We start from the raw sequence: 25,358 nt of genomic DNA on the forward strand, positions 1-25,358 counted from the left end.
GACACTTAAACAACCGAGATACTTTTAAGCAATACCGATCCGAAGCTCTTTCGGAATGGCATCTGCTCGCGGAAACCACTGCATGAAAATCATCGCTTCTAGTGTAATTTGAGACTGGCTAGCATTAAACTGACAGCACTAGATCAAAACTACTAGTCCACCTTTTCAACTTTGTGCTTAGCCTCTCCAATATGTTTCGCCAGGAAGTTTTCTAGCTCATTCAGTATTGTAAGCCGCGATTTCATCGTCGCCAGGTAATGACCACCATTTTCTATCTGCACATATTTGGAATCTTTACCCTGCTTAATCAATCTACGGTGAAATGCTCTAGTGTTTTTGTAGGAGACCATGTGGTCGTTTTCCGCGGCGATCATTAATGAAGGCAATAAAAAGTCAGTTGACAAGTTATGTAATGAATTGACACCCATGTTTTTGTTGAGACCGAAATTGTGCTCTAGTTGTACGCCAATTCTTGCGTATTGTTCATCCAATTCTATTGATAACCCATTTGGAACACTGTTAATAGAAACAACACATTTAAAGGGTGTAGGCTTTCGAGAGGCTGTCATGAATGCAGTATACCCTCCCAAAGAATAGCCTATTACACAGACATTATCTCCATCTACAATTGGTTCGTTTTTAGCCCATTCAACGATATCCAAAATATGGGTATTCGCCTTTTGGTTCCATGCTCTAAACCCTCTATTTGCAGTGAGATTATGCTCTGAGTTTGTATGGCTATATTGCGGCTGAACAACAAAATACCCTAAACTAGCGAGATAATGACCTACAAATTCTATTGAATCGTTTAGCTCGTTGAAAAACCTTGCGTCACCTGACAATAGCACAATTGGTGATTTAAACTGCTGTCTTTGTGCAAGTGGCCTATAAAGTTTTGCCACAATAGAACCAGTTTTAGATGGAATTGTTATAGCAACAGGTGCTTTCCTGTTGGCTTGCCCGGCCTTTATAGTAAGCTCGGATAGTTGTGTTTGCTTATTATCAAATACGAAGTATTTATCTGAATCATTCTGTGACGAGGATCTAATGATGTAGATGTCGGCGTCCAGTGCTTTATCGACAATTCGATTATTTCTGTTTGGCAGCAGGCCATCAATCGATAGCTGAACGCTCTTATATTTTGAATCAAAATAATATGATTTGAGTATCGGGTCGCGGTAACTAACCCCAATAGGATTACGAAATATTGGATCTAACAGTACTTCGTCCACATCCCACGATCGGCTGACGTAAACATCTTCAATGATGCCTCCAGAGTCCAGGTTCAACTTATATAGAGCGACCGTTCCCCAATCTGAAAGGGTAGAAAAATACCCTGCGTTCTCACCAGAGACAAAACCTTGAAATTCAAATTTTTTAAACCACTCGGATTCTGAGATATTAGACCACTCTCCATTATTGTTTTTGAGAAGCGCTCGATAACTATTTGATTCTTTAGTGTGAAGATTTATTTCGTAACCTGTAGCCAGTCTAATATTACTATTTTCATCTGCATGCCAGTTCTGAATGCCCCGTTGATCATTTCTAACAATGTCATAAGCAGCCGTATGAACATTGATCTTTCTAATCTCATTGCGGCCGTCTTGATCACTGTCTAAACTTAATAGAATGTGATTAGGGTCATTAGGTAAAAAACTAACAAATTGGTCTTGAATCAAGGCTTCACGTTTTATCCTTTTGTAACGAGGCCCAATATTCTTTATTTTTAAATTTTTAACTAAGGATTGAATATTTAAGTCTTTTTTTCGGCCACTTTTGGATCGATTAATTCCATATAGTCTAGTAAAATAAGTGGCTGAATTCTCGCCATGTTCGATGTAAGCTGTCTCATAAACGAGCAAAATTCGAGAATCGGACGCCCAATAAAAATCTTTTAGGTTTGCGCCCGGAAAAATGGGTGAAACCTGTCGCTTATGACCCTCAACACTGCTAAAATACGCTCTAAGTTTCCCATTTTTAGACGAAATGTAACCAATGTCTTTGCCACTTGGAGAGATTTTGACATTATGAAAACTAGGTGGAGCTGCAAACAGATTCGCCGGAATTGGCATAGATGAATTATCATCTGCTGCTTCTATCCGCACTGCGAATATTATTAGGCAAATACTTGCCCATACATGTGCTAATTGTCTCATATTACCCCCCAGAGAAAATATGGTTTTTGGTTTTCTCAAACATAGAAAACTTAGTTTTCTATGAATGACATTTTTTTGCAGTTCTGTCTAATTGGTTTTGCTGTATGTGCGATATTCGCTTTCACTCAGAAATGTTGAAGAAATTCTGGCTGAAGGGGGAATAAATATCTGTCATGAAACGGTGCGACTTTGGTGGAACCGTTTAGGTCCAATCATAGCAAGCCGCCTTCGCAAAAGACGCTATTCAAAAGCACACAACTATTCAAATTGGCGCTAGCATATCGATGAAGTCTTTGTCAAAATCAATGGCCAAACACGGTATTTATGGCGCGCTGTTGACCATGAAGGTGAGATGCTGGAAGCTTATGTCATCAAAAAACGAGACAAAGCTGCGACCTTGAAGTTCCTCAATAAAACGATGGACTAAATTACAAAAAGTTTAGTGACCAAACTATTCTGAATTCTGCTGAATGATCATTTTGGCACCGCTTCCTTTGAGGTTTTGCCAAAAATTGAGTTTGCCATACTGCTCAAACAGTTCCGGTGGCAAAATAGTTTTACGCGGCATTGGCGCAACTTTTTTGCGCACTTTATGTAGTCCTGGTGTGCCAAGTTGTTCGTCAAATACGGGGGCATCATACACAACATTGTCATAGTCATGATTAAAGCTACCGATTTCAAGAAAGTCATATATCAATTTAATAACTTCACCGGGGCGTGCTGTCAGTAGGTCATAATCAACCAAGAGTAAACGATTGGCAAATGAGCCAAAAACAGCTTCGCTTAATGCAGACCAAGCATACCCGACCAAGCCGTTTCTATTCGCCCAGGTTTCGCATCGCGTGTATACGCTAGTATGCTGGGCCGGGTCAGCGAACAAACGTGTGTTCTCAAATACATTAAGTTGATACTGGCGTTCCAAACTATCCATAATCCATGCAACATCCCGAACACAGGCAATCACCTTACCATCGGGAAAAAGCTGCGCAAGCGCGCCAAGATTTGCTGTCCACATCCGGTTTGTGTCAAAAACTGTTTCAACCGCAGGGCTAAGATCAGCATAGTAACTTTCGAACAAACCTCGACTTAAGCGTGCACGTTGATCAGTTGATACCATCGGGGCAAGCTCACTACCCGCACTTACGGAAGCAACCAAATTTGAAAACAATGTACCAATAGGGCTTGTCATACCAGCGTGAAACGCGGGATTTTGCCTCAGTATAGTTGCCAAAAGTGTTGATCCTGACCTAGGCAGACCTGAAATAAAATGAAACGATTTAGACAATCTTTTCAGTCCTTCATAAATACAATATTAGTTCACATTTGTATTTGTAACGCCTATCTAGACCAACACATTAATTGAGCTAATGTCTGCAGTGGTAACACCATCTAAAACGATACTATTGCCATCGCCTAAATCAATGACAAGCCCATTCGCGCTATCCGTGGCAGACATTAAATCTACAGGGTTCGTAAGGCCTGAAAGATCTAGGGTATCATTTACAAGGTCAAAATCTGTGATAACGTCACTACCACTTCCGTCAAAGAATGCAAAGATATCAGCGCCTGAGCCACCAGTTAGTAAATCATCGCCTGGCCCCGCGAACAAAGTATCATCACCAGCGCCGCCGTCCACCGTGTCATCGCCAATGCCATTGAATAGAATATCATCACCGTCGCCGCCCAGAATACTATCATTGCCGTCCCCGGCAAATATTTGATCGTTGCCGTCTCCGCCGTCAATAGTATCATCAGAAGTCGCTCCATCTGTCTGGGCGCCACCATAAATTATATCATTACCCGCCCCAGCATTGATACTGTCGCTTCCGGCACCGCCGCCTAATGTATCATCACCTCCAACGCCGTATATTTCATCATCATCAAAACCTGAATACGCTTCATCAGCACCGTCGCCTGATATCTCACCGCTATCAACCAAACCATTGGAATTAAGGTCATTAAAGTTTCCGGTCACAATCAAATCTACGCCAGCACCACCAAAAATAGTATCTGCTCCATCAGAACCAGACCCATCTGTGCCACCGACTAATGTATCGTTGCCAATGCCGCCACCAATAACATCATTGCCTTCATCGCCGAAAAACTGGTCATTGCCGCTGTCACCCGGACCGGCAAAAATTTCGTCATTACCAGCTCCCCCAAAAGCGATGTCATCGCCAGCTCCAGCCGAGATAAAATCTGCGCCTTCATCCCCTCTTAGGGTATCATTCCCTTCGTTACCGCGTAAGGTGTCATTTCCTTCGTCACCCTCAAGAATATTTGCACGTATATCCCCATCTAATGAGTCATTCCCTTCACCAGAGAATAAATTACCAGACGCGCTATCAACGGCGAAAAGAACCTGATCGTCTTCAAGTACATCAGAGACGGTAACCGTTACAAACCCACTATTAGTAAGCCCCAAGGAATCTCGCACCATGATCGCAACGAAAAAGACACTACCCGCCTCGAAATTGATACTTGCATCATTTGCAAGTCTTAGCTCGTTACCAACGATCTGAAATAAATCTGCATCAGACGTAAAACCTAAAGAGTAACTCAGCAAGTCACCATCAGAATCAATGCTATCGAATGTCGCGACAAGGGCACCAGTTACTTCTTCATCAAACGATACAGTATTAAACCCAAGAGTTGGAAGGGTATTCGCACTCGTTTGTAATTCTACTGCGCCGGCATCAACAGTGCCACCATTGTCAGCATCTGCTTGATCAATATCCCGGGGGTTGCCGTTTGCATCAGTTAGTAGTCCACCTGGCGCCGTACCAATATCAAGAGCAGGATTGTTAAAGTTCGGATTAAGCGCCACAGTTTGCACCGTCCCGCCATTATCTGCCAATTGACCACCACCTGTCACAGGATCAATAGAAGCAAATACGCCTGCCGCGGCGCCGCTCGTGATGGAATTGGTGATACTATTGGGTGTACCCGCTATCTCGCCGCCAGGTCCACCATTCCCGAGGATGATTGAGTTTGTAATATCAACCGTGGCAAGAACCGATACGCCAACAGCGCCGCCATTCGGCCCGCCAGCGGTTACGGTGTTACCGGTAATCGTAGAATTGACCACGGATAAATTGCCGTTATTAGCGTAAATGCCGGCGCCGTTCCTGCCAGAATTACCAACGACCGTCACATTGGTGAGCGTAACATCGCCAACATTGCCACCAAAGCTGTCGACATAAATGCCGCCACCGCCAAAAGCCGTTGCAGTGTTATCAGAGAAGGTTGAGTTCGTGATCGTCAATACACCGCCGCGGTTCTGGAGGCCACCACCACCACCGCCAACATTGCCGGAAAATGTGCTGTCACTGATCGTTGTGTTGGTTCCGAGGAAGGTAAACAACCCACCGCCAAAGCCCGGCGCATTATTGTCGGAAACCGTACTATTGGTGATAATGAGCGTGGTGCCCCCGTCCTCGCTCACAATACCGCCACCGTCTTCGGCTGTATTGCCTGTAATCACGCTATCGCTAACCGTCAACGTGCTGCCGTCTCGCTGCCGGATGCCTCCACCACCCTCAAGGCCAATGGTGTCACCGCCAGTGATCACCAAGCCATTGAGGGTCAGGTCCGTGGCACCTCCCATAACATCAATGACCCGGTTGGTGCCATTGCCATCAATTGTAATGTCGGGTGTACCGTCACCGTCAATATCGCCGTCGATCGTAAGCGCGCCGACAGTGCCCGCGTTAAAACCAATATCCAAATCGGTATTACCGTCGGCCCCGAATGTATCAAAAAGTGTGATCGTACCACCCGCGAGACTCGGGTCAAATGTGATGACATCATCGGTGGCATCGGTTGTTTGTGCGAACGCAATCGCCTCACGGAGCGATGTTAGGCCGTCTAAATCATCAACCACATCATCAAGCGTGGTAACGACAAGGCTTCCGGCCTCTATAATATTGAGGCTAATTGTCTGGGGTTCACCAACACCCGTATCGCTCGGTGTAATCGTCAGGGTTGCCGCGCCAAAACCATTCACACCGACGGCGCCCGTGTAGGGAATGGTGAATGTATCCAGATATGTATTAATGTCGGCGGCTGTGCCCGTGAGCGTAAAGGTTTGCCCATCAACGACAAGTTCAGTGACACCCGCACCGATGCCTGAACCGTCGCTCGGCGCATCAAAGGAGCCGCTATCGACCTCAAATGTTAATGTGACGATATCACCTTCTGCGTCCGCAATAGTGGAGGCCGACAGATCGAAATTAATTTCAGAGCCCTCAAGCGCGAAAAGGGTAGGTCCAAGCCCACTTATTGTTGGTTCGTCGTTTGAGAAGGCACCCACTGTCACGCCGGGTGCAAGGGCAACCGTTTGCACCACCTCGCCGTTATCCGCGAGCGCACCGCCCGTGACCGCGCCATTGGTGTCGGTCGCCGCAAAAATATTCAAGAGGTTAGGCTCAATCGTCGCCGTGCCATTGATGACGCCGTTACTATTAGTGGTCGGGGCCATGCTCAGGATCACTGATGGATCCAGATTGATAACGCCGTCAGTGGTGGCATTAACATTGCCCACACCACCAGTGTTGGCGACAATGCTGTTGGAAATATTGATCGTAGCGCGCTCTGCAAAAAGCTCTTCAAACTCAAAAGCGAAGGTCTCAAGGTCGCGGTTACCGGTCAGGGTGATATTGGTCGCATTAACGACCGGATTATTGCTTTGTGCTGGAAAGTCGACAACATGAATGCCAGACGCTGCCACCGCCGTATTGAAGGCAATGACAACATCGTCAAGATTGAGCGTGCCATTTGTCGAAACGGTGCCAAGGCCGCCCGCACCATTATTATTGGTGATCAGACTATCAGTGATCGTGACAATTGTTCCTGCGTCGCCGTAAAAGGCACTGCCACGATTGTTGAAGGGCCTGTCGCTTGTGGCGTTGCCTGTCAGCGTCGAATTATCAATCAAAAGCTCTGTACCCGCGCCTTGCACGCGAACGCCGCCGCCGTCCATATTGCCACCATTTCCGGGGTCACCGCCTGTGATAACAAGCGCAAACAGTTCGCTGGAGCCACCACCCTGAACCTGAAACACGCGGCTGAGGCCGTCGGCATCAATCGTGATATCGGCGCTACCATCACCGTCGATATCGCCGTCAATAGTGACGCTTGTGGTGATCGTAAGCTGTGTACCGCCAAGGGTTATTGTCCCACCGAGTAGACCCGGTGCAAATTCAATCGTATCTTCATCAGGGTTTGCATTGGCAAGTGCTAGTGCTTCACGAAGCGATAAGCCGGTACCCCCAGGTGCAGCAGCGGTTGCCCCTGCATCATTTTCATCAGCAAGTGTGGTAACAGTGAACGTAGTCATTGAACTCCCCTTTCAATGGACTGACCCAGAACCTCACAAGTACGTTATCACAGGTTAATAATTTAGTAACCATATTTATTAGAGAGTTACGTTACGGGTTTAGAGCTTCTAGTTTAACATGATTAATTTTCAGAAGTTCCTAACTAAAGCGCATTCACAATTGCTTAAGTTTGGTGCAATAACCGCTTCAATTTCCGATTTATAACGAAATTGTGGACTGATTGACACTGAACAGGCATCAGCCTCCTAACCTTAAGACAGAAGGCTGATTGTAGGTTTGGTCTTGCATAAATTGCGCTTGTGCACGTTTTACCGCGTTTTCCCGTGAATGGTTGGTAAGTTGCCCATCACAATATTTTTCTTAAGATAACGTTCCAACTTTTTTTCGCTTATGGGTTCGTGACGCCCCCCCAAATAATAGCTCAGCACTGTTTCAAGAAAATAGAAGTATGCTTCGATAGCAACCGGATTTCTAAAATTGTGTCCTTCCTTTGAATCGCTGAGCATGCTGACTTTAACACCATTTTGTTCAACGCGGATCGCATAATCCCTTACGTCGAGGATATTGACACGCTTATCGCGTTCCCCCGCAATTATATAAAGCGGTTTCACGACTTTATCAGCATGGGCATCTGGCGATTGGCGGTATAAACGGTCCCTGTCTTGAGGGTCGTTGATGTCTACTGCCAACTTAGCAACAACGTCAGTCCTCAAAACGCCTGCACGTGTACGATCTTGTTGCTTGATATAATATTCCAACGTCTTGGTTAATGAAGGCGGCGGTGCGCCAGCTATGCCCACCTGGAACATCTCTGGTGTAAATGACAGAGCAGCCATCGTGGAAAAACCACCGAAAGAGTGACCAAATATCGCCAACTTATTTCGATCACCAATACCACGCGCCAGCAAATATTCAGTGCCATCAATTATATCTTGTTGAACACGTCCGTTTCCAAAGTCACGATCTGATTGTAAAATATATTCACGTCCAAAACCTGTTGAGGAACGAAAGTTTGGCTCAAAAACAATGTAGCCGCGATTGGCCAGCAACTGAATATCACCGCTGAAGGAACCATCCACACGGTTCCATGGGCCACCATGGGGTACGACGACCATTGGCGCCTCACTAATCTTCCGCCCACGAGGGAAAGTGACATACCCCTGTAGATCAAAAGCGTCACTAGCCTTATGCCAAAAAGGTATACGTATCGCCAATTCACCTGATTGTACCGGGTTTTCCGTCGGTGAATTATTAGCAATGAACGCTGCGAGAGGCCGCGATAGCTCACTTTTTTTCAAATCATAAATGTAAAACCTGGGCTGTGCACGACCTGGATCACTATCTATGATCAGCCAACGGTCCTGTGATGCTGTATCAATTCGAACATCTCTTGAATTAAGTGATGCTTTGATTGTGGCAACATGGGCACTAACCTGATCGTTCACCGCGTAAACTTCACGGAAGTCTGTTTCATACTCTGCAATAATGGGCTTTTTCGTAATCGGATCAAAGCGAATACGGTCTATGTCAAATCTGTTTTGAGGGTCAGTATGAAGTGATGTAAGAGCACCGCTCTTTAGGTCTATCGAGTAAAGACGCTTAAATTCACCAGCAAGGCGGCCTTCCAAATATACAGTATCGGTCGCCGGATCATACCCAGCAAGTTCGCAGTCATCATGATAGTCGCATTGATGAACCTCACTCTCGCCCGCTTCGCTCACCGTCATTATTCGGCGTACAAGGCCATCATCATGAGCCATCAACCTCAAAGGGCCTTGGTTATATGTAATGAAACTATAGACCTTTTGCTTTCCCGTGTGCAGCGCTTCCTTTTTACCATCCATGCCAATGCGATATAAAGTCCAGGTTTCATCGTTGTCATTATAGAGCGATGCCAGAATATGGTGTGGGCTTGACTGGTCAATGCCATGATAAAATTCATGGGTATCACGATCAATATTAACTAAATGTGCAGGGGACGAAGGCGCATCCATCGATGCTGTCGCCACACCGCTTCGGGTTTCCATAATCAAATGTGTAGCATCTACGCTCCATTGAATGTCACTAATAATTTGGGACGTAAAGAGGTGATGATTTTGACTAGTACTCAGGTCATGCATCCATACTTTAGTGTATTTTTCTACACGCTGTGTAAACACTAGATAGCGTCCATCTGGTGAGAGACGTATCAAGCGAATAGCATGGCGATTAAGAAGGCTTTGACGTTCAATCAGTCGAGCCTCGTTCATCGCCTCGCTCAGCTTTGTCGCCTCGTCAATCTGATCCGCACTGGCTTTACAGGCACCAAACATTATTGCCCCGGCTACAGCTAGGGTTCCTAGTTTGTTATTCATGTTGCTTCTCGCTGTTATTGTTCTTGCGGTCATGCGAGAGGCTAAACGCCTCTCACCTTATTCATTAGAAAGAAACTGACCAGTGCAGGTACGCTGAAGATCAAACAGAGCGAAGACCAGAGAATAGTCATCGGAGACCCTAGCCTGATCCGGCGCGATACCAGAAAGGCAACAATTGATGACAAGATCATTAATCCAAGAGCCGTCCATTTTACTGAGGACTGAAAATCACGATCAAATACTTCCCGGATCGATGTATAAGATACTTCCGTTGGTTCTATCAGTCTTAGGAGTTGGTTAGTCCACATAAAGACTGCGGGTGAGATAACATAATCAAGATTATCTATGACTGCGGGGTGTCTGTTTACGTAGAAATCAGTCTTGGCTATCTGCTCCATGTCTTTACCAAGTCTGGCATAATGAATTGAAGCGGCTTCTTGCTGAAACCCGTTATAGTGGCGGCTAAAATAGAGCACCAAGTAACCATCAACCATTCTGCGTGTTTCTATCGTGCGTATTTTTGACGGCTCAAGTGGATGAGGTAAGCTATAGTCTGGCTTCGCAGGCTCCATATCATTCAGAAAGGCCTGTTTGTCAAAAATGAATGTATTCTTATCAGTGACAATCGCAACATAATCTTCATTGATTTGCGGGAGATTAACAATACGAGAGCCCTCAGCCACTTGAAATTTGACAATCATTTCACGCTCTTCATAATCGACTTGATATACACGTTTTTGAGTGACCAGAAACTTGTCAGCTAGCATGAATGGCACTGTATCAAACTGATCATCTGCGGTTGCATAGCCATGCTCAACAAAACCGTTTTTGCCAATCCAGCCAGAAATTTTTCCGGATAAATCACCGCTGCCTTGCAGCATCATTTCGTCGTTCGCAAACACCCAACGAGTTCGGGTTGGTCCGTCAAACAAGCCATAACCCCAGTCTCGGAAAAACATCTGATCCCGGGAAGGGAAAGTCCATTGATTGGTTGTTATCCAGTCCACGTCGGCCAATTCCGTCTGGCGTATCAGGCGTTCTTTGCCGTCGAGTTCGGTATCTTTCAGTAAGAAGCCTACCGTTTGACTATCGTCCAGATGATAAAGATAGCTCATCGAGCCTTCGACAGGATTATTGTCAGGATGGTTGCCAATAATAAATCGGGGAATATGGTAGTAGAATGTTGAGGACAACATCAAAAGAAATGCCAGTGTCGCTTGCATTGGCAAACTCATCAGAATAATGAATTCTGGTTTTTGGACATGAGTGGTCAAATCAGGTTTAAAACACTTCAGATTTAAATACCAAAGTCCGGCAATTACACAGCTCATCAACAGAAAGAATACAGTCATAGATTGTGGTTTTGGATAGACCCATAGAATGATCACAAAACTCGCTAGGAATGCGGCGCGGGTCGCGCTGAGGGCTGTTAGTGTACCAACAAGATATGCGGTCGTTGCTAAACCGGCTAGATGTAACCCATAAACATAATGCCTGCTATCCACAACTGTACTGGTGAAAAGGTCAAGGCCGCTAACAACCATTATCCACGCAACAGGTACAGCGATCAGAATATTTGCAATAGCTGCTGCCGAGAGTGCACAATATATTTTGCTCAAGGAAAGAGGACGTTGGATCAACCATGTCCAGTTTGCTTTACGCTTATGCTGGATCATTTGAAATATACCAAACACCAAGCCACCAATAATTGTAACAAGAGCAACCATTCCATCAATCTCCGTCAGAGGTTGAAGTAGAGGTTTGACTTTAGTGATAAAGGCCCAAACACCCAGTTGAACAAATAGTATTAGAATCGCCCATTTTCGATACCTAAGGAATTCGGCTCTAAAAATTTCAAACATTATTTTTATCCTTACTTGCTGTCAGGTTTTTTATGATTTGCCGCCAAGAAAGCATTGACTGCTTTTTCAAGGTTTATCGGTAACTGGTTCACCGAACCGCCGCTTATTTTTTCCAGTTGCGTACCAAAGCTGTCATCTTGGTCGGCGGCCATGATATGTATCTGCTCACCAATCTTTTTGTGTGTGAGGTATCCGGGTAGTGCTTCGATTTCGGCCGCCACTAGGTTTTGACCTATTACCCAACAGGTCACACGTTCAACAAATTCGTCCGGCGAAGAATTATTCTTAAGCTCGCCGTTTTCCATGATGATCAGGCGTTCAGCAACCCTTTCAATTTCCTCCATCTGATGAGAGCAATAGATTATGGTGGTGTTGTCTTCTGTTTCGGTAAACATGAGTGCCTCGAGAAAAGACTGACGAGCAACTACATCCAGCCCCAACGTCGGCTCGTCGAGGATCAGAATTTCCGGTCTTTGAGCCAGAGCAATGGAAAGATTAAGCCCTGCTCGCTCACCTCTGGAAAGCCCTGATACTTTCTGATCGGCTTCAACATCAAAATAGGCAATAACTTCATCATAGATCGATTGATTCCAATTCGGGTAAAAGCTTTTTTGCATCCGAACAACATCTTTTGCTCGCATCCAGGTCGGCAAAGTGTGTTCTTCATTCACATAGCCAACCCGGCCACGAACGTCTGACGAGAGGGACAAGCTATTTTCCCCCAGCAAACTGGCACTTCCATATGTCGGGGTTTCTACGCCTAGTAATAGCCGAAAAAGCGTCGACTTTCCCGCTCCATTGCTACCCACAATGGCATGTATGCCACCTTGGGGAATCTTTAGGTTGAAATCCTTCAAAGCTGTCTTTTTACCAAACTGTTTGGTCAACCCCTGAGTTTCAAGACAATATTGTTCCATGACTATTTCCTGTCTTTTTTGCTGTCGTTGAGTAAATCGAGACGTTCTGTCAGTCGCCCGATAATTTCTTCTTTTGTAAATTGGAGATAGACGGTCTCGTTGACGAAACTCCCTATTGCTTTCTCCAATCGGTTCTCTTTTTCATCCGCGCTTAGTATCTGTCGTGGCTCGGCCACAAATAAGCCCAATCCCTTTCTGGATTCGACCATGCCTTGTGAAGACAGTTCGCTATAAGCTTTGGCGACAGTGTTTGGATTGATCATTAGCTGCATGGCAAGACCACGGTAGCTCGGCAACTTACTGCCAACCGCAAGATTACCGGTCGATATCTCCATACGGATACCATCCACAATCTGCTTAAAGATCGGCCTTGAATCGCCGGTAACAATCTGAATCTTGATTGTTGCATCGCTCATCGAATTGTATCTTTCACAAGAGCAGTGCACCAACTGCACTACCATTACTAGTGCACATAGATCACTGATCATGTATTAGTCAATAAAAATTTCAAAAAATCTTTGAATCTAGAACTCCGCTCTTGCGGATAGAGCATCGATAGAAATCCGCCTCAATGCGCACTTAACTATACAAACACTGCAATGGCGAATGACAATCGAACTAACGCAACACCTTCAAGGCCTCCGTCTGATTTTCTTTCAGAGCAGCACCAGCCTGAGGAGTACAATCAATAATATTCTCTATTTGCAATATGCTTTAGAGACCGCCACTATTTAAAACACCGTAAATTGAATTAAATCTCTTGCTGCGGTTTTATCATGTAATACGAAAAACAAACTTACAGGACTCGATTTTGGTAAGTTTTCTGTGGAAATTCACATATTCTACTTCACATTTCGAATTAATGGCCTTAAACCTTTGAAATATACTAATTAGAAAATCAAAACATTATATCGAAAACAATAGTTTTGATGCGGCGGAAACAACCGGAAAGGTTTTTTGTGAATAAATATCTCACAGGGGCGTCTTTGATTGCTCTCTCTATTGCTCTCGAAAATACAGCCATAGCCCAAGTTGAAGAAATCGTTGTAACTGCCACGAAGCGTGCAGCCAGCACCCAAGATATCCCTGTTGCCGTTCAGGCGCTCGGTGAAAACACCCTTGAAGAGCTCGATGTTGATGTGTTTAGTGACTATCTGTTGCAGCTGCCTGGCGTTACCGCTGGTGGAAGTGGACCGGGCCAAGGCACAATTTATATCAGAGGGCTAGCGTCAACGACCCCAAACCTTACCACCGCCGGAGTAGCGGGTTTGGCACCAAATGTAGCACTTTATTTTGATGAGCAACCGGTAACACAGGTTGGCCGAAATTTGGATGTTTACGCAGCCGATCTTAATCGGATCGAAGTTTTACCTGGCCCGCAAGGCACTCTTTTTGGTGCAAGTTCACAGGCAGGAACAATTCGCCTTATTACAAACCGACCGAATTTCGACGAATTTGAAGCACGCGCAAGCGGCGGCGTATCCTTCACTGAAGGCGGAGAAGCCAGTGAAAAACTGGAATTGGTGATCAATTATCCTATTGTTGAGGGCAAGCTTGCTGTTCGTGGTGTTTTCTACACCGACAATCAGGGTGGTTACATTGACAATGTTGCGGGAACCAGGACTGCTGCAGAAAGCGCAAGGTTTCAATCGTCAACGCCGCGCCCGAACGGTGTTCCAACATCTGACGGATTTCAGGCTGGTGCTGATCTATCAGGCGTAACGTTCCTCGAAACCAACAATCTTGAACTCGTTGAAGACAACTTCAATGATGCGTCGTATGATGGTTTTCGCTTAGCACTCGGTTATGACATCGATGATGACTGGTCATTCTTTGTTACGCATACACGGCAACAAATCGATTCAGAAGGTGTATTTTTCATCGACCCTGAATTGGATGACGATGACGACCTCTCGGTTCAACGCTTCTCCCGTGACGAAATTGAAGACGATTTTGATAATACCTCCTGGACACTGGAAGGCCGTCTGGGGGCGCTTGATGTGGTCTACACCGGTGCCTTCCTGAACCGCGATACGGATCAGACGGTGGATTACACCGATTATCTTTTTGTGGGTCAATATCTACCATACTATATATGTGACGGTTCAGTAACATACCCTGGTGATGCAGCGCCCTCGGGTACCTGTCAGCCACCAAATCTATTTGTAGACTCTGAGACTGAAACGGAAGTTTTCACACATGAACTAAGGTTCACTACACCTGAGGAAAACAGACTGCGCTCAACATTCGGTGGATTTTATAGCGACCAAGAACTTGTAGAGCGTAATAATTTCACCTATCCGGGATCGCAGTTTGCTGAAAGTTTCACACCAGGTGTATTTGGCTTCCCGCAAAATGGGGCTTTACCAGGTTCGTCTGTAAGTGATCCCAATCCAAGACCTGTTGGTGTCATTTTCTTTAATGATATCACTCGTACCGACAAGCAATTTGGTCTTTTTGCCGAAGTTACCTATGACTTAATACCAGACACATTATCGATCACTGGCGGTGCCCGATATCATGATGTTGATGTTCGCTTGCGAGGAAGTGCAAACTCTTCCTTTGGTAACTTTGGCGGCGTTGACGTGAACAATTTCGGAACCAATCTGGATACCCAGTTTGATGGAACTCAGGTCATTAATGGCGTACAGGTACCGGAAGGCGCTGAAGCGGAAGGTGTTGTTTTCAAAGGTAACATCTCCTGGACACCGGATGATACTAGTCTCTTTTATTTCACATACTCGGAAGGGTTCAGACCGGGACTTCCAAATAGACCTGCTGGCGCTGGCAATGGTGCCGTTCCAGCGGTGGTTAGAACCGACGAAGTCACGAACTATGAAATTGGCTGGAAATTAGACCTGTTTGACAACAGTGTACGTTTTAACGGTAATGCCTTCTTTGTTGATATTCAGGATCTGCAAACAACGATCTTTGACCCAACTGTTACAAACCTGTTTTTCTCTGATAATGCAGCAGACGCTGAAATCTGGGGTATTGAAGGTGATGTAACGTGGGCTCCGCCCGAAGTGCCTGGATTAACAGTAACTGGCGCTTTTTCAATTTTGGATACTGAAATTACCGAACTGGTTGGGGCCAGTGTCGCGATCGCTGCTCCTGGTGAAGATTTATCCTATGCTCCGTCGTTTCAAGGGAACTTGCGAGCGCGGTATGAATGGGATTATAGCGATGATATTGTCGCCCATATTCAGCCGTCAATTGCCTACTCAGGCTCGTCATTCAGCGATGTCGTTCTGATAAACCGAATTGAGCAAGATGATTATTTCCTACTTGGTTTTGCATTTGGCATTCGCACCGACAAATGGTCTGCAGAAATTTTCGGCGAAAACCTAACCGACGAACGGGCTGAACTGAATAATAGCTTGGTCTTTGACCGGGAGCGAACAACAATAAATCGTCCACGAACATGGGGGGTCAGATTTTCAGTGGATTTCTGAGCATTTAATTATAGTTGATAGAGTAAACTGGGGCGCTTGCAAGGCGCCTCTTTGATATTATTAGGACCAATAACTGACGTGGATTCTTCAGTCAAACATGCGCTTAAAAACGCGCAACAATCGATCTATTCAGGCAAGTTTTTAGCCGCTCTGGAAATACTGAAGCCCTATCATGACATTCCAGATAGTTCGCGAACTGAAATCCTATACACAACCGCAGTCTGTTATCGCTACCTCAAACGATACCAAGAGGCCCAAGATACACTCCTCAAATTACGAGAAGCTCAGCCAGATTTTGGACGAGGTTTTCAAGAGCAAGGCCACCTTTACCTAAAAACAGGGGATAAAAAAGCCGCCCTTGTTGCCTTCACGCGTGCATGCGAGGCAAATCCGGCATTGGAAGCCAGTTGGCGAATGCAAGCAGGTTTACTGGCGGAACAAGGCAGCGAGCAGGAAAGCAAACTTGCGCAGGCGCAGGCTTTAAGGTTGCAGCAATTACCGAAGGAATTGTTGAGCGTAACAAATTTGATTGCGGAAGGGCGTTTATTGAAAGCCGAAGGCCTTTGTCGTAAGTTTCTGAAAAACCAGCCTCATCATGTTGAAGGCATGCGACTTTTGGCAGATATAGGGTCTCGCTTGGGCGTGCTGGAAGATGCAGAGTTCCTAGTGGAAAGTGCTCGGGAGTTTGCCCCTGATAACATTCAAGTACAAATTGATTATATTGGGGTGCTACGCAAGCGGCAGAAGTTTGAAAAAGCCTGCTTGGAAGCCAAAGCCTTGTACGAGCGTGATCCTGCTAACCCTGTATTTCAATCCCATTATGCGATTGAAAGTCTACAGGCAGGAGACTTTGATAAAGCGCTTGAGCTGTTTGATCAGATCCTGACAACAATCCCTGATGATGCAACTACCTTAACATCAAAAGGACATGCCCTTAAGACAATTGGCAAGCAGGATGAGGCAATCAAATGTTATCAGAAAGCTGGCACCATCAACCCAAGGATGGGCGATGCTTTTTACGCGCTTGCAAACTTAAAGACTTATACGTTCAGTGACGCTGAACTATCCAAGATGCAGAAAGCTGAAGATAGCGGCCAGTTGCTCACCAATCATCAAAGTCAATTTTGTTTCGCACTCGGTAAAGCGTTTGAAGACAGACAGGATTTTTCCAAGGCCTTCACATATTATGAGCGAGGTAACAAACTGAAACGCATTCAGAGCCGTTATCAAGCTGATCAGATGGCAGAAGAGCTGACTGCCATTGCAAACGCTTGCAACGAAAGCTTATTTGAAAAACACACCAGAACTGGTGATGTAGCGCCGGACCCCATTTTTATTGTTGGCCTTCCTCGCGCAGGCTCTACCTTATTGGAGCAGATACTTGCCTCTCACAGCATGGTTGATGGGACATTGGAATTACCAAATATCTTGTCAATGGTACACCGCCTGCGTGGCCATCACAAAGTTGATGCATCAGCGGGGTACCCTGGGGTCTTAAATGATATGAAGCCTGAAGACTTTGAGAAGTTAGGACAGGCGTATATTCGTGATACCCGTATACACCGAAAGCACGCCCCTTTCTTTACCGATAAAATGCCGAATAACTTCAGGCATATAGGACTGATCCAATTAATACTTCCAAATGCAAAAATCATTGATGCCCGCCGTGAGCCGATGGCGTGCTGCTTTAGCGGCTTCAAACAATTATTTGCTGAAGGTCAGGAATTTACCTACGGGCTTGAAGAAGTCGGGCGGTATTACAAGGGATATGTTGAACTGATGCGGCATTGGGACCACGTATTGCCAAACAAGATATTACGGGTTCAATATGAGGATGTTGTTGCCGATCTGGAAACTCAGGTTAGGCGTATCCTGGATTATTGCGGCCTCCCATTTGAAGCAAATTGTGTAGACTTCCATAAAACTGATCGCTCAGTGCGTACGGCAAGTTCCGAGCAGGTCAGGCAACCTATCTATAAGTCCGGCATAGCCCAGTGGCAAAATTTTGAACCATGGTTAGATCCTCTGAAAAAATCGTTGGGTCCTGTATTAAAGGAGTATCGTTAAATGACCGTACAAGACGACAAGCAGGATGATTTTGATTTACCGGACCATGTTGCCCCTGAAGAAAGCAGTTATGACACAGATTATGAGGCGGGGCAGGACAATATTGAAGTCCTGGGCCTCGATATTCATAACCCTGTATTCGCAATCAGCGCTGTAACAATTTTAATATTCGTTTTTGGTACATTGGTTTTCCCTGAAGCCGCAAGCAGCGCGATGAACTCAGCGCGTTCATGGGTGCTGGGCAACTTTGATTGGTTCTTTGTCAGCACAACCAACCTTGTTTTCTTGTTTTGTTTCATTGTTGCAGTATCGCCTCTTGGCCGTATCCGACTGGGCGGCTCAGATGCGCGACCTGAATTTAGCACGAAATCCTGGCTTTCCATGTTGTTTTCAGCAGGAGTTGGGATAGGGATGGTATTTTACGGGGCCGCGGAACCAGTTGCCTATTACACAGCCTGGTCAGGTAGCCCCTTGGAAGCGGAGCCATTAACCAGTGAAGCAAAACAGCTGGCCTTCAGCGCAACCATTTTCCACTGGGGAATAACGCCTTGGGCGATTTATGCTGTTGTTGGGCTTGCACTTGCGTTTTTTAGTTTCAATAAAGGCCTGCCACTCACGATCCGGTCCGCATTCTATCCTTTATTTGGCGAACGTATATGGGGGTGGCCTGGTCACTTGATAGACTTGCTGGCCGTTGTCGCAACGCTTTTTGGCCTTGCAACTTCACTTGGTCTCGGTGCCAAACAGGCTGCGGGAGGGCTTAATTTTCTGTTTGGTGTTGATGCTTCGTTAAATACTCAGATTATATTGATCATTGGTATTACAGGACTTGCGATAATATCTGTGGTGCGCGGACTGGATGGCGGTGTAAAACTACTTAGCAACATAAATATGCTGCTTGCTATTATATTCCTCATATTTGTGGTAGCGGTTGGCCCGACGTTCAAAATATTCGAAGGCTTTTTCACAAACGCAGTAAACTATATTGCCGACACACCTAAACTCAGTAACTGGTTAGGCCGTGATGACAAAGACTGGTTTCATGGCTGGACCATATTCTACTGGGCATGGTGGGTCTCATGGTCGCCTTTCGTTGGGATGTTTATTGCGCGTGTATCAAAAGGACGAACCATACGGGAATTTATGGCTGCTGTTCTCGTTGTGCCAGTATTTGTCGCAATTATCTGGTTCACATCATTCGGCGTAACAGCCCTTGAACAGATCGATAATAATGTTGGCAGTCTTCCTCAGGGCATTACAGATGTTTCTCTTGTCCTTTTTCAGATGTTGGAGAATTTACCGTTTGCCCAGTTCTCATCACTCGTCGCGATTGTGCTACTCGTCGTCTTTTTTGTGACCTCGTCGGATTCCGGGTCCCTTGTGATTGATAGTATAACGGCTGGTGGCAAACTACATGCACCCACAGTCCAGCGTGTATTTTGGGCCGTGCTTCAGGGCTTGGTTGCTATTGTGCTATTGATTGGAGGCGGGAGCGCCGCATTATCGTCTTTGCAGGCGGGGACAATTGCGGCAGGATTACCTTTCGCACTTGTGCTACTTGTTTGTTGCGTAAGCCTTTACCGTGGGCTAATGACGGAATATGTTCCAAGTAAGCATAATAAGTAAACATGAGACGACGAAATGACAGACCGGCTGGAACCATCCTTAGTTGCGTTAAGGCAAATACTACGAGCTACTGAAATCAGCTCACGGGCGTTAGCAAAAGAATGTGGACTAACACCCTCGCAGCTGATTTTGATGCAGGTCATCGCAAAAGAAGGAGATGCGATGCCGAGCTTCCTTGCCAAGGAGGTTTCCCTTAGCCAGGCAACGGTAACAGCGCTGTTGGACAAGTTAGAGAAACGAAAGCTTATCATTCGTGAACGTGACCCAAACGATAAGCGCCGTATTCATGTAAAACTTACCCATGAAGGCCACACAATGCTTTATAATGCACCAAACACCTTGCAACAACGTTTCGAACGAGGGTTCGTAAAAATGGACGATTGGGAACAGGCATTTCTTCTTGCAGCCTTAGAGCGAACAGCGGTGATACTGGAAGCTGAAGAATTGGATGCTGCGCCTGTCCTTGATATCGGAGCGGTGGACAGTTTGACTGAGTAACGCAATTTTCCCTAGTCCGACACATAAACAAAATTTACTTGCTCGACAGCTCTTTGTGCTGATTTTACAATCTTTGTAGGATTAAAACTTGCTCTGGAAAGACCAATCAGGCGATTTGTTGAAAGCTAGTTTCTAATTATACCTTTTTTGAGAATAATATTGCCGTATAATCGACGTTCGCCGGTGGTAACAATTGCAAAAGCTGTACGCGTTTTATCGTAAAACTGAAAACGTTCAATAGGATTAATGGCCGTGTTGTGATCAGCGAGTTCAGCAATGATCTTACCAAACTCATATACAATTTCAGGCGTAATATCAGGCTCATCAACGACTTGCATAGAAAACGCCGCATGATCAACAAAACTATCCAGTGGCATAAGTTTCACAATAGCTTCAAGCATTTGCGTAGCGCTCACTCCATCACACCTAATCAGGCGATTAGCGTTAGTCTCGGCAGGGAAGTTCGCATCAACAATTGCTATTTCGTCACCATGCCCCATTGCACGCAGGATACGTAGCAACTCAGGTGGTAAAATTGGATCAATTCCCCTCAGCATGATTTTCTCCTATTATTGCCAAATCGGCTACGAGTACATTCAAATAAGATCATTTATACGATTCGCCCCCATCAGGGCCATATTACGCTCGATTTCGGATTTCAAAAGAGTAAGCGCACGTTCCACACCCTTTTGCCCTCCTGCTGCAAGGCCGTAGAGATATGCACGCCCAACAGAGCAAGCATCCGCCCCTTCCCTGATCGCCTTCAAAACATGACTACCGCGCCGGATTCCACCATCAACGATCAATTCAAGGTCTCGGTCAATGGCATCTCTAATTGCTTTCACGCAGTCAATCGGGGCTGGCGCACCGTCCATCTGCCGTCCACCATGATTGGATATCATTAGGGCTGTAGCCCCTATGTCTCGTGCGCGCTTCGCGTCCTCAGGGTGTTGCAGGCCCTTGATGATAAAAGGGCCATCCCACTGTTTGATTAGCCATTCAGCATCATCCCAGTTGACAGTTCGATCAAACTGGCTATTCACATAGTCAATCAATCCCATAGCCCCGCCACCGAGGGCGTCAACCCGGTGTGCAACGTTAGCTAGCGTAAAATTGGGATTGAGCATAAAATTAAGCGACCAATGAGGGTGCATGGCAAAACTTGTTAAGCTTTTCAGGCCAAATTTGGGCGGCATCACCATGCCTGTTCGATAATCCCTCTCGCGGTTACCTGCGACGGGCATATCCACTGTAAGGGCAAGAGCCGTGTAACCCGCAGCCTTGCAGCGATCGACAAACTCTTTCGTCAATCCACGATCTTTCAGGATATAAAGCTGAAAGATTTTTGGTGTTTTCACTGTTTCAGCAATATCTTCAAGGCTGGTCGTGCCAAGCGTTGACAGGGAATAAGCTGTACCAAACTTCTCAGCTGCCTTCGCAACCGCGATCTCCTTTTCATGGTTAAACAGTCGTGACATTCCGGTTGGTGAAAGGAAAAACGGTAGATCGATCTCGGTGCCTAGAATTTTGGTTTTGAGATCAATCGTTTCGACATTTTTGAGCACTTTAGGTGTAAGCTCATATTTATCGAACGCCCGAGTGTTGTTCTTGAGCGTCCACTCATCGTCGGAGCCGCCATCAATATAATGGAACATGGGTGCTGGAAGACGGCTTTTTGCCGCTTTCCTGAGGTCCGCAATATTATGACAATTAGCGAGTTTCATTACTCAGCAACCACAACAGTTTGCTTTTGGCTACCTAGGTCCTCAATCCCAAGTTCCATAACATCCCCGACATCCAAATATGTTGGCGGCGTTTGACCCAGCCCAACCCCGGGCGGGGTTCCCGTAGAGATTACATCGCCCGGCTGAAGGCTCATAAACTTAGATAAATACGCAAGCGTAAAGGCAGGTTTGTAGACCATAGTTTTCGTATTACCATCCTGATAACGATGACCGTTAACCTCTAACCACATTTTAAGATTATCAGGATCGTCTACTTCATCAGGTGTCACAAGATACGGCCCAATTGGGCCAAACGTGTCATTACTTTTACCCTTAACCCATTGTCCTGACATTTCGAGCTGGAATGCCCGCTCTGAAATATCGTTGATCACACAGTAGCCAGCAATGGCATCTGCGGCTTCTTCCTCTGACGCATACCGAAGCTCTTTACCGACAACAACACCCAGTTCAACTTCCCAATCAAGCTTGGTAGACCCATGGGGCTTGATAACATCATCATTTGGCCCGCAGATCGCGCTTGTAGCCTTCATGAAGATCACAGGTTCTGGTGGAAGTTCCATCCCGCTTTCAGCGGCATGATCAGCGTAGTTCAGTCCAATGCAGATAAATTTACCGACATTTGCCACGCAAGGACCAATACGCACGTCATCACTAACGATAGGAAGAGCGGTAACATCAACCGCCGAGAGCTTATCCAGTTCATCCGCATAGATATCATCAACAATTTCGGTCAAAGAGCGGATATTTCCGTCATTATCCAATATCGCAGGCTTCTCGTTGCCCACCGAACCGTATCGTAAAAGTTTCATAGGTATCTCAATCTATAATTCAAAAATTTTTGTCATTGGAAGCCATTTTTCGCAGGGCTTTGCCCATGGCAGAGCTTGCTGGAACGTCCACATCAGCTCTTCCCATTCTTCTACCTTAGGATTACCAGCACCCGGATTGCTTCGAGAAGCGGGGTCAAAATCATCATCAACCTCGGTGATCATGAATAGCCTGTTTTCAATTCGGTAAATTTCCATAGAAGCGATGCCAGAACGTCGACCGTGGGCTAGCACTTCAGGCCAAACTTTTGTATGCCATGCCTCATATTCCGCAATGAGCGCAGGATCATTCTTCAGATCCATCGCAAAACATTCACGTTGCATATTCAAAACCTTAGATATTAGACCAGCCACCGTCGATGACGTGGCACTGACCAGTGGTGAACTTTGATAAATCGCTTGCTAAATAGAGTGCTAACGCTGCAACTTCGTCTGGTTCCCCTACACGGCCCATAGGCTGCCTTGCTATAAAATCAGCTTTTGCTTTTTCATAATCACCTGTAGCCTTAAGCCGCTCATCCAGAGATGGTGACTGAACTGTCCCGGGGCAAATGGCATTACATCGAATACCTTTTGTTACAAAGTCAGCAGCTACAGCCTTTGTAAGGCCAATAACTGCCGCCTTTGACGCGCCATAAACAAATCTGTTTGGAACTCCAAGAACCGAGCTCGCCACCGACGACATATTGATGATCGATCCGCCACCATTTTCTATCATTGCAGGTAAAAACGCGCGCACCATTCGGTACATGGCTTTTGCATTTAAATTGAAGGAAAAGTCCCAATCTTCTTCCGGGCAATCAAGGATCGTGCCACTTGCAACAAACCCAGCGCAGTTGAATAATATGTCAATAGCGCCCAGGTCGGCTGCAATATCACTAATAGCATCACCGTCAAGCACATCCAGAACACGCGTTGAACAGCTACTTAACTCAGTTAGAGCGTCTCCATTGATATCCGTTGCAATAACCCGCGCCCCCTCACGGGCAAACATCTCAGCACTGGCTTTGCCAATACCCTGTCCTGCCGCAGTAACAAGGGCTGTCTTGCCGTCTAACTGTCCCATCAGCTACTCCTGATGTAACTGGTTTTAACGGTCGTGTAGAACTCGCGCGCATAGGTTCCTTGCTCACGCGGGCCATAGCTTGATCCCTTCGTCCCGCCAAAAGGCACATGATAATCAACACCTGCAGTTGGTAAGTTCACCATTACCATGCCTGCCTTGGCATTTTTTCTAAAGTCGCTCGCATATTTCAGGGAACTGGTGCAAATACCACTCGAAAGCCCAAAATCTGTGTCATTGGCGACTGCTAGCGCTTCGGTATAATCCTTGACCTTAATAATGGTCGCAACCGGGCCAAAAACTTCTTCCTGATTTATAACCATGCTGTTTTTTGTTTCCGCAAACAGCGTTGGTTCAAGATAGAACCCTTCGGTTTCACCGCTTATTTGTTTACCGCCAGCAACAAGTTTTGCCCCTTCTTCCTGTGCGATATTGATGTAACGTAAATCCTGATCCAACTGACGCTGGTCAACCACCGGGCCTATCTGGGTTTCGCTATCAAGTGCGTCACCGACTTTCAGGCCAGATGTGGCCTCAATCATCCGATTGAGGAATGCGTCATAAATACCCTCCGTGACGATCAAGCGACTGGAGGCCGTACATCGTTGTCCAGTGGAATAAAATGCACCCTGAACAGCACAGTCAACAGCAATATCGAGATCAGCATCATCAAGTATGACCAGTGGGTTCTTACCCCCCATCTCTAACTGAAACTTCTTCATAGTTGCGGCACATTTTGCAGCAATATTCCGGCCGGTATTAACAGACCCTGTGAAACTGATCGCATGAACGTCTTGCGAATTCACAAAATGCTCACCGACAACGCTACCCTTGCCACAAACGAGATTAAACACCCCCTTTGGTAAGCCAACTTCGTCTAAAATGCCCGCAATGGCATGAGCACATCCAGGCACAAGTTCTGCAGGTTTCAAGACAACGGTATTTCCATACGCTAGTGCTGGCGCCACCTTCCACGCCGGGATCGCAATCGGAAAGTTCCAAGGCGTTATAAGGCCAACAACACCAACGGGTTCGCGTTCGACCATAGCATCAAGCCCCGGGCGCACTGAAGGAAGTATATCACCGCCTACGCGCAAAACCTCTGCCGCAAAGAAAAGAAATATATGACCAGCGCGCCCGGCTTCACCAATTCCCTCAGGAAGCGTTTTACCTTCTTCTCGCGCCAAAAGCTTACCCAGCTCAGCTGAGCGCTCTAAAATCAATTCACCTGCTTTCCTGAGCATGTCACTACGCGCTTGAATGCCTAGGCTTTGCCACGCTGGTAAGGCCGCTTTCGCCGCCTGAATAGCGACTTCTGTCTCTTCACTTGTCGCAGAAGCAAAATGGCCGATAACATCTGCAACATTAGACGGGTTTATATTAGGCGTTCGCTTACCTGAACCAACCCACTCACCATTTATATAGTTATCAAAATTAGTCATTATATAC

The 25,358-nt window shown here is 46.0% G+C and carries 17 protein-coding genes and 1 pseudogene; 5 read left to right on the forward strand and 13 right to left on the reverse strand.

Annotated features, from left to right (window positions below):
• Positions 1-152: 152 nt before the first annotated feature.
• A complete protein-coding gene (locus KFF44_RS12810) occupies positions 153-2,156 on the reverse strand; it encodes a S9 family peptidase (protein ID WP_255934790.1) in 2,004 nt (667 codons plus the stop codon).
• Positions 2,157-2,247: 91 nt separating this feature from the next.
• On the opposite strand from KFF44_RS12810, the pseudogene KFF44_RS16245 reads away from it, so the two are divergent.
• A pseudogene (locus KFF44_RS16245) lies at positions 2,248-2,577 on the forward strand (transposase); the annotation flags it as partial.
• Between the two features lie 30 nt (positions 2,578-2,607).
• Here KFF44_RS16245 and KFF44_RS12815 read toward each other — a convergent pair.
• From KFF44_RS12815 to KFF44_RS12840, 6 genes are all read right to left on the reverse strand, one after another.
• Entirely contained in the window at positions 2,608-3,450 is an 843-nt protein-coding gene (locus tag KFF44_RS12815; protein WP_370691167.1) for a sulfotransferase, read from the reverse strand.
• Positions 3,451-3,498: 48 nt separating this feature from the next.
• The gene (locus tag KFF44_RS12820) at positions 3,499-7,494 is read right to left on the reverse strand and encodes an S-layer family protein (protein ID WP_255934792.1); all 3,996 of its coding nucleotides are present in this window, start codon (positions 7,492-7,494) and stop codon (positions 3,499-3,501) included.
• A gap of 309 nt (positions 7,495-7,803) precedes the next feature.
• Complete coding sequence (locus KFF44_RS12825; protein ID WP_255934794.1) at positions 7,804-9,849, reverse strand: prolyl oligopeptidase family serine peptidase; 2,046 nt, start codon at positions 9,847-9,849, stop codon at positions 7,804-7,806.
• A gap of 41 nt (positions 9,850-9,890) precedes the next feature.
• A complete protein-coding gene (locus tag KFF44_RS12830) occupies positions 9,891-11,711 on the reverse strand; it encodes a hypothetical protein (RefSeq protein ID WP_255934797.1) in 1,821 nt (606 codons plus the stop codon).
• Positions 11,712-11,722: 11 nt separating this feature from the next.
• On the reverse strand, positions 11,723-12,628 hold the full coding sequence (locus tag KFF44_RS12835) for an ABC transporter ATP-binding protein (RefSeq protein WP_255934799.1): 906 nt from the start codon (positions 12,626-12,628) through the stop codon (positions 11,723-11,725).
• A gap of 2 nt (positions 12,629-12,630) precedes the next feature.
• The gene (locus KFF44_RS12840; protein ID WP_255934807.1) at positions 12,631-13,044 is read right to left on the reverse strand and encodes a GntR family transcriptional regulator; all 414 of its coding nucleotides are present in this window, start codon (positions 13,042-13,044) and stop codon (positions 12,631-12,633) included.
• A 543-nt stretch (positions 13,045-13,587) separates the two neighbouring features.
• On the opposite strand from KFF44_RS12840, the gene KFF44_RS12845 reads away from it, so the two are divergent.
• The 4 genes from KFF44_RS12845 to KFF44_RS12860 all read left to right on the forward strand — a co-directional run bounded on the left by KFF44_RS12845 (position 13,588) and on the right by KFF44_RS12860 (position 20,274).
• Complete coding sequence (locus KFF44_RS12845) at positions 13,588-16,083, forward strand: TonB-dependent receptor (protein WP_255934810.1); 2,496 nt, start codon at positions 13,588-13,590, stop codon at positions 16,081-16,083.
• Positions 16,084-16,161: 78 nt separating this feature from the next.
• Positions 16,162-18,150: a tetratricopeptide repeat-containing sulfotransferase family protein gene (locus tag KFF44_RS12850; RefSeq protein ID WP_255934812.1), complete on the forward strand. Its 1,989-nt coding sequence runs from the start codon at positions 16,162-16,164 to the stop codon at positions 18,148-18,150.
• Positions 18,151-19,776 (forward strand): BCCT family transporter, encoded by a 1,626-nt coding sequence (locus KFF44_RS12855; RefSeq protein ID WP_255934814.1) that lies wholly within the window; start codon positions 18,151-18,153, stop codon positions 19,774-19,776. It begins immediately after the preceding gene.
• A gap of 15 nt (positions 19,777-19,791) precedes the next feature.
• On the forward strand, positions 19,792-20,274 hold the full coding sequence (locus tag KFF44_RS12860; RefSeq protein WP_255934816.1) for a MarR family winged helix-turn-helix transcriptional regulator: 483 nt from the start codon (positions 19,792-19,794) through the stop codon (positions 20,272-20,274).
• 125 nt (positions 20,275-20,399) lie between these two features.
• Here the strand turns inward: KFF44_RS12860 and KFF44_RS12865 are convergent, their stop codons facing one another.
• From KFF44_RS12865 to KFF44_RS12890, 6 genes are read right to left on the reverse strand one after another with little or no spacing between them, the layout of a single operon-like run.
• Entirely contained in the window at positions 20,400-20,831 is a 432-nt protein-coding gene (locus KFF44_RS12865; RefSeq protein ID WP_255934819.1) for an RbsD/FucU family protein, read from the reverse strand.
• A gap of 39 nt (positions 20,832-20,870) precedes the next feature.
• Positions 20,871-21,998, reverse strand: a complete 1,128-nt coding sequence (locus KFF44_RS12870) for an alpha-hydroxy acid oxidase (RefSeq protein ID WP_255934820.1) — start codon at positions 21,996-21,998, stop codon at positions 20,871-20,873.
• Positions 21,998-22,828 (reverse strand): fumarylacetoacetate hydrolase family protein, encoded by an 831-nt coding sequence (locus KFF44_RS12875; protein WP_255934821.1) that lies wholly within the window; start codon positions 22,826-22,828, stop codon positions 21,998-22,000. The genes KFF44_RS12870 and KFF44_RS12875 overlap by 1 nt, the downstream gene beginning before the upstream one ends.
• A 12-nt stretch (positions 22,829-22,840) precedes the next feature.
• Positions 22,841-23,170, reverse strand: coding sequence for an L-rhamnose mutarotase (locus KFF44_RS12880; protein ID WP_255934823.1), 330 nt, complete (start codon positions 23,168-23,170; stop codon positions 22,841-22,843).
• Between the two features lie 10 nt (positions 23,171-23,180).
• Positions 23,181-23,912: an SDR family oxidoreductase gene (locus tag KFF44_RS12885; protein ID WP_305118787.1), complete on the reverse strand. Its 732-nt coding sequence runs from the start codon at positions 23,910-23,912 to the stop codon at positions 23,181-23,183.
• Entirely contained in the window at positions 23,912-25,351 is a 1,440-nt protein-coding gene (locus tag KFF44_RS12890; protein ID WP_255934826.1) for an aldehyde dehydrogenase family protein, read from the reverse strand. The genes KFF44_RS12885 and KFF44_RS12890 overlap by 1 nt, the downstream gene beginning before the upstream one ends.
• Positions 25,352-25,358: the final 7 nt, after the last annotated feature.

The organism is Kordiimonas sp. SCSIO 12610 (assembly GCF_024398015.1).
GTDB lineage: Bacteria > Pseudomonadota > Alphaproteobacteria > Sphingomonadales > Kordiimonadaceae > CANLMI01.